Here is a 6,788-nt window from a genome sequence, read left to right on the forward strand (position 1 = left end):
CGGCACGTTCGAAGCCTAATGATAAAAAACGAGATTTGAGATTGAAGCGTATTGAACCCAAGCCATTGTTAGGTTTTCTGTTGAACCCATTTGGCACCCACGCCCGCAGCATTGATTACGAAAACGGTGTGGTGAGCATCAATGCCAGGCGTAAGCAAAACATCCAAGTCGCCGACCTTTCAGCACCTCCGTTAGTTACGAGAGGGCTTGTCGGAAGCACGTTGAGAATAAATGTCGATAAGGGCACTCAGGTCTTGCTTCGGGGTGCCAATCACAAAGAAGCCCGATCATTCAGCGACCGCGTCAAGACGGGTTGGGCTGCTCACAACATTGCGCAGTTCAATGCTGAACGTTGGGCCATTCACGAAGTCCTGCGCGTCATAACCGAGCTATCCCAGCCGATGCGATATCCGTCGGCAGGTATTGTGTCACCCACCCTCGAACAGGCACGGGTTCTGGATAAGCAACTCCTTTCGAAACTGTCCGAGGAGGCGGTTGGCGAAGAGATTTTCAATCAAATTCAGACCATCCAAGGGTTCTTGCAAAACGCAGGTTCGATGCGCGACGACGCCATCAGGAAGTTTGAACATCAACAACTGCCCAAATGGCAAACGTTCTTTGATACCTTTGAAAGCAATCCTCTGACCCCCGAACAGCGCACATCGATCATCGCCGATGAAGACGCCACACTGGTTTTGGCAGGCGCAGGATCGGGTAAGACCAGTGTAATCACGGCTAAGGCAGGCTACCTGATTAAATCTGGCATCCGACAACCAGAAGAAATCCTATTGCTGGCATTCGCAAGAGAAGCCGCAAAGGAGATGTCAGAACGCATTGAGGAACGGTGTGGTGAGCCACTCGAAGCCCGTACATTCCACTCACTGGCCTATGACATCATAGGGGTTGTCGAAGGTAGCAAACCTGCACTGGCGGCACATGCCACCGATGACAAAGCCTTTCTTGCGCTCATCAAAGACATCCTGCGGGCGCTGGTTCACAGCGTGGCTGAGGTATCAAAGTCAATCATCGGCTGGTTTTCCTACGCCCGTCTTGAAGGCAAGAGTGAGTGGGATTTCAAGCAAAAGCATAACTATTACACATATGTCGAAAAGCTGGACCTTCGGACGCTTCAGGGCGAACAGGTCAAAAGCTATGAAGAGTTGATGATCGCCAACTGGCTGTTCGAAAACGGGATCGAATACGAATATGAACCCGATTACGAACACAAAGTTTCAGAGGGGGGCTATCGTGACTATTGCCCTGATTTTCGCCTCACGAAGAGCGGCGTCTACATTGAACATTTTGGGGTGCGACGAACGAAAGCCGCAGATGGGACATATCACCTAACCACCGCTCCATTTGTGAACCGTGAGGAATATCTTGAGGGTATGGAATGGAAGCGTGGCGTTCACGCCAAGCATGACACCCAACTCATTGAGACCTTTAGCTATGATCGTGAAGAAGATCGGCTGTTGGAGGCTTTGGCAGAAAAGATCGCGCCGTTCGAAAAGGTCATGCCCCGTTCACCTGAAACTCTGTTCGATATTGTGATTGAGATGAAGCAGGCTGACAGCTTTGTGCAGCTAATCGGTACGTTTCTGAAGCACTACAAAGGTGGCGGCTACCAACTGGCAGAGTGCGCGGACAAAGCTGGAAAGATGAAACTGGGCAAGCGGGCCAGTTCGTTCTTGTCAATTTTCGAACCACTCTATGCGGAATATCAAAAACGGTTGGGGGGTCGGATCGATTTCGAAGACATGATCCTGAGAGCCTCTGGCTATGTTGAAAACGGAACGTATCGTAGCCCCTTCAAGCACATATTGGTCGATGAGTTTCAGGACATTTCCCGCAGCCGTGGGCGGTTGGTGAAGGCACTGAAAGCTCAACATGCCGACGGAAGGGTGTTTGCAGTTGGTGATGACTGGCAGTCAATCTATCGGTTTGCAGGGTCCGACATCAACTTGATGCGGGATTTCGGTGGCGAATTTGGCGGCGTCTTCGATGGTCGGTCTGGGGTGCACCGCGTTGTTGACCTAGGCCGAACCTTTCGATCCGTGGATCAGATTGCATTTGCAGCCAAGAAGTTCGTTCTTCAAAATCCAGCACAGTTGAACAAAACCGTTATTCCCGCAGGCACAACCGAAGTTCCAGCGTTGCGGGTAATTTCGACGCTACGTGGTAACGCAGATGAAAAGCTCAGGCAGATGTTGCGAACGTTGCAAGACATTGCAGCACCAAAGGGCAAGAGAACATCGGTGCTTCTGCTTGGGCGTAATAGGTATAACGAACCGACCGATCTCGCCCAGTTGCGACGGGCATTCCCTCGCCTCGACATAGCTTTCAAGACGATCCACTCGTCCAAGGGACAAGAGGCGGATCATGTGATCCTTGTGAACCTCTATAGAGGGCGCACAGGGTTCCCATCCGAAATCGTGGACGACCCTCTATTGAGTTTGGTATCACCCGAAGCCGAACCGTTCGAGAATGCGGAAGAACGCCGTGTAATGTATGTCGCACTCACCCGTGCACGTCATTCAGTGACATTGATGAGCGCCGCTTCGAAGCAGTCAACATTTGTCACGGAATTGCTGGACGATCCTGAATACGGTGTTGTCGGTGATGCTGGGCAAGATCAAGTAATCCATACGTGTGGGGAATGTGGCGGTCACCTCGTTGCAGTTCCAACCAAGGATGGACGCACATGGTATAAATGCGAACACGCAGACCTATGTGGGTTTTCACTGAACGCCTGTTCCGAGTGCGGCAACGGTATGCCTGTAGTGCAAGGGAAATCAGGGTTGAAGACTTGTGCGTGTGGTGCGGAGTATCCGAGTTGCCCAACATGCGATAACGGCTGGCTAGTCGAAAGGCGGGGGCGCTATGGCAAGTTCTACGGGTGCGTTAGTTACCCTCGGTGTAAGGGTAAAATGAAGGCGACCTGAAGTAGTATTAATCAGTGGGATTGCAGCCATAGATCAGTCTGCGTAGTTTAGAATTATTATGTTTTTTAATGGCGATTGTATATTTGACAAACCCGCCCCTCTGAGCGATCACGCAAGCGCGTGACAGGCCGGATCAATCGTCGGACGCTTCGGCGTCCTTCGGCTTCTGCTTCACCAGCTTGCCCAGCTTTTCGTTGAACCGTGCTTCGTCGTCGTCCGTTTCTAGTTGGCGGGCGGCCTCCTTGAACCTTTCGATCTGGTCTGCTTCTTTGTTGTCCACAATGTAGCCCTCTTGGAGTTGAGTATTTGACAGGTAAGATTTCCGAAGATCAGGTAAGAGCAATATTTCGTAAGTATATAGAAGAAGACGGAGGCTTTGAACTAGCCACTGTCACTTTCAAAGATCATGATGGCGCAGAAGAAGAGGGCTATTTACTTAAACACCCTTGGCGTGACCCCACACTTGTTCTCAACGTGCCTAGCGATCAAGCCGAAGCGACCGAGCTTGCGTCCGTCCTTGATAGAGTCGAGTTGCCAGAGAGTTATTCGGCAATTTTTCACACTACAAACAGAACGCTGGAGGTTCTATGGACCGCATTTAAGGTACGTAAGAAGCACGAAGAACTCAAGCAGCGCACCTTTTCGATGTGGTGGAGAGGAAGTAAGCGGGAGTGTAAATTTGCCCCCGCAAGTCCTGACGCACTGACTCTTGCCAAGTACGTTCTTCCATATGCAGCACCAAGTCACACAGAACATCGAAACATCGTGTCTTTTGTCCAGTCTGTGCATGATCCAGAACATCACAATATGGGCGATCCCACTTGTTTTTGGGTTGATTGCAGCGATGTGGACGAAGCTGATCTTGACCAGTATTTGCGCACAGTAAATTTCTACATGACTTACTATGACAGGGAAACTCCTCGAATACTGATTCATGAGCAGGGCCCGAATGAAAGTGGCAGCACGCGCCCTCGCTACGCTCAAGGGGAATTTCCAAATGAAATAGTAGCCGGGGACATTGACCCAGCCGTAACTTTGTTCTGGTTGGGAGCATTCGAGACACGCGACCCAGCAATGAAGTATCTGTTGCACTACCGGTTGATAGAGTTTCTTGCCTTGTCATACGTCAAAGCTGAACAGCGCAAAGACCTGATCAACATCCTCAGAAGGCCCCATTTGATCTCGTCAACTGAGGGTGCAGCGGCAGAAATTGCTGGTCTTTTCTCAATTCAACAACGTGACACGGATCGGATCAAGAGCTTTGTAGATGAAACAGTCAATGCTGAAAGGGTTTGGGCTGTTTTGGAGATGAACCGTAAAGAGTTCTCCATGAGCACTGACTTCGACGGTGGGTATTCCGTCAAGGCAGTGATGAACGATAGTACTACCCTAGACTCATGGCGAAAGAGTGGGCCAATCTCTTTAGTTGATAGACTTCGCGCAGTAAGAAACTGCCTCGCACATGGACAAGATGAAGGGACAAAGGGCGTCATACATTCGACACAAAAGAACAGGATAAGCCTCGTGCCCTGGGTTAATCTTATTGAAACCTTTGCCGCAGAGGCTATGTTGTACAGTAGAAGAACATACGTTCAAGGAGACACGACATGAGCACAACTGAATAAGTCGTTCTACTAGATATTGCAAAGCTGGATGAACCCGCCGAATCACTTTCGGCGGGTTTGGTGCTTCTTAGTTAGGCTGATCGTAGGTCAGTCGCTTTCCGACTGCCCCTGTCAGTGCGCGCGCGCCGCGCTCTACGTCATCAACGCCGTTCGCAACGCGGTTGTTATAACGGAAGTCAAACTCAGCCGCATAGCGGTGCAGATGCTGCTTGCCGCAGTGCTGATAGACACCCTTCATGCCGCGCTTGAAGATGCTGTAGAAGCCCTCAACGGTGTTGGTGTGGATTTCGCTGTCCTCATAATCGACATACTGACCAGCGCCGTGCTGGGTCCAACCGTGGGCGTCAAACACCTTGCCAGCGCCGATACCTTGATACTGTTTGGCTTCGTCGGTCATGACGTAGGCTTCGCGGGCGATGTTCTCTTGCAGCATTGGGATCAGCGTAGACTTCTTGAGGTCGTCCACAACGATGCTCTTTGCCTTCTTGGTGGTACGATCCACCAGCGTTACCATCTTCATCTTGTGAGAGCCGCCACGGGCGTTCTTGGCCTTCTTTACGCCGGGTTCTTTGCCGATGAAAGTCTCGTCCACCTCGACAATACCGCCATTGCCACCAAAGCCAGCCAGTGCACCATCACGCATACACTCGCGGATGCGGTGGGTCAGGAACCAAGCGGACTTGTAGGTGATGCCCAGAACGCGGTGAAGCTGGTGGCTGCTGATGCCCTTCTTGCTGGACACCATCAGGTGGATCGCTTGCAGCCACAGGTGAAGCGGCAGGTGGCTTTCCTCGAAGATCGTACCCTTGCGGACGGTGAATTGCTTGCGGCACTCGCGGCACTTCCACAAGCCGTGGCGCTCTTTGCCTTCCGGGTTCTTCTTGCTGGCCTTAGTGCGGACACCCTCCAGCTTGTAGGCGCTATCTACCACGCCGCAGTGGGGGCAGACCGGACCGTCTGCCCAAAGCATCGCCTCAACGTGCGCAAACGCTGCTGCTTCGTCGTGCATGTATGGGGCGGAAAGAACGGACATTGCGAAAACCTCTAACTTGTTGAGATTAAACTACGCTTTGACCTTGGGTTTGTCAAGTATACAATCGCCCAAATATGGGTTCAAGCCAGTTCACCGTTCGATGGACGATTTGTGATTCCGCAACAACTGATCTAAGGGCGGTTCTTGGGCATTGGGGTCAAGTCTCAGCAACCCGAAACACATGAACTGTTAGTAGATTTCGGCACTTCGCCTACTGATAGGCGTCCCATTCCGGTTCATAATGGACGATGAAGTCGTAGAAGTTGCGGCCCTGAAACACGGTAGCAGATTCTTCATCGACTACCATTTTGCAGATCGGGCGCATTTGGATGGCTGAGGGAGTGATAACCGAGGTTAGGTGCGCTCAATTCCTGTGTACATTGGCTGTGGAGTGACCAGCTAGAACTGATGGTGAGTAGCGTTTTGCGGTTCACCATTCAGCATGGTGCTTTTGCCTTTGAGGCCAATGAGAACTTCGTTCAGCACAGGTGCGCCAATCATGCCAATCTCAGGCGTACCATTCACCAGATGCGCAAGCAGGAAGCCAAAAAGCGGATGGCCGGAATGAAACGACCGGGTGCCGTTGATGGGGCGATGATCTATATTTGCGGTTTGTCGGCCCCTTCAATCCGGTGTTCCTCGCCAAAGATGCCGTGATCTGGAAAATGCTTGTTCAGGTAGCTCCGAACCAGCGTTTCCACGCCCTTGTCTGCTTGGGTCGCGGGGCTGGCATCATCCTTGAATTTGGTGCCAAGCTGGAGGTGAAAATAACTCATCGCGGCTTGGGGGCCAAATCTGCAATTGCTGCGGACTGCTCAAATGGTTCTCCACAAACTCCCACATTGTTGATCGAGCATGTAGGAATAATTTTGGAAAGCCGTACGTTTTCAGTCGGTTTGAACGCCTTTTCCCAAAACACCCTCTTTCCATACTGAAAATTTTAGGCGTTATTCACAAAGAGTACATAAGGGAATTTGATATGTGCAGTGCTAAGAATGTTCTGTTTATCGTGGTCGACCAACTGCGCGCGGATTGTGTCTTCGGTGACTTGGCCGAACACATCGACCTGCCTAACTTGCGTGCCCTCATGGCAGATGCGGTGACGTTTCAACAGCATTATTCGGTTGTGAATCCATGTGGCCCATCGCGCGCATCGCTGTTGACCGGACAGTATTCGATGAACCATCG

Annotated in this window: 7 protein-coding genes; 4 read left to right on the forward strand and 3 right to left on the reverse strand. The window is 51.3% G+C overall.

The window, feature by feature from the left end; translation table 11 throughout:
• The first annotated feature begins 41 nt into the window (after positions 1-41).
• Positions 42-2,942 (forward strand): UvrD-helicase domain-containing protein, encoded by a 2,901-nt coding sequence (locus WNY37_RS18560; protein ID WP_342974958.1) that lies wholly within the window; start codon positions 42-44, stop codon positions 2,940-2,942.
• A gap of 133 nt (positions 2,943-3,075) precedes the next feature.
• On the opposite strand, the gene WNY37_RS18565 is transcribed toward WNY37_RS18560, so the two are convergent.
• On the reverse strand, positions 3,076-3,222 hold the full coding sequence (locus tag WNY37_RS18565; RefSeq protein WP_342974959.1) for a hypothetical protein: 147 nt from the start codon (positions 3,220-3,222) through the stop codon (positions 3,076-3,078).
• Between the two features lie 26 nt (positions 3,223-3,248).
• On the opposite strand from WNY37_RS18565, the gene WNY37_RS18570 reads away from it, so the two are divergent.
• On the forward strand, positions 3,249-4,553 hold the full coding sequence (locus WNY37_RS18570; protein ID WP_342974960.1) for a hypothetical protein: 1,305 nt from the start codon (positions 3,249-3,251) through the stop codon (positions 4,551-4,553).
• 81 nt (positions 4,554-4,634) lie between these two features.
• Here the strand turns inward: WNY37_RS18570 and WNY37_RS18575 are convergent, their stop codons facing one another.
• Together WNY37_RS18575 and WNY37_RS18580 are read right to left on the reverse strand one after the other, a co-directional pair.
• Positions 4,635-5,600, reverse strand: coding sequence for an IS1595 family transposase (locus WNY37_RS18575; RefSeq protein WP_342974961.1), 966 nt, complete (start codon positions 5,598-5,600; stop codon positions 4,635-4,637).
• 399 nt (positions 5,601-5,999) lie between these two features.
• Positions 6,000-6,203: an inositol monophosphatase family protein gene (locus tag WNY37_RS18580; protein ID WP_342974965.1), complete on the reverse strand. Its 204-nt coding sequence runs from the start codon at positions 6,201-6,203 to the stop codon at positions 6,000-6,002.
• A gap of 2 nt (positions 6,204-6,205) precedes the next feature.
• Between WNY37_RS18580 and WNY37_RS18585 the strand changes: the two genes are divergently transcribed.
• A complete protein-coding gene (locus WNY37_RS18585; RefSeq protein WP_342974962.1) occupies positions 6,206-6,535 on the forward strand; it encodes a hypothetical protein in 330 nt (109 codons plus the stop codon).
• A 44-nt stretch (positions 6,536-6,579) separates the two neighbouring features.
• The coding region (locus tag WNY37_RS18590) for a sulfatase-like hydrolase/transferase (protein WP_342974963.1) at positions 6,580-6,788 on the forward strand (209 nt) is incomplete at its 3' end.

Origin of the sequence: Henriciella sp. AS95, from assembly GCF_038900055.1 — a bacterium.
Classification (GTDB): Bacteria; Pseudomonadota; Alphaproteobacteria; order Caulobacterales; family Hyphomonadaceae; genus Henriciella.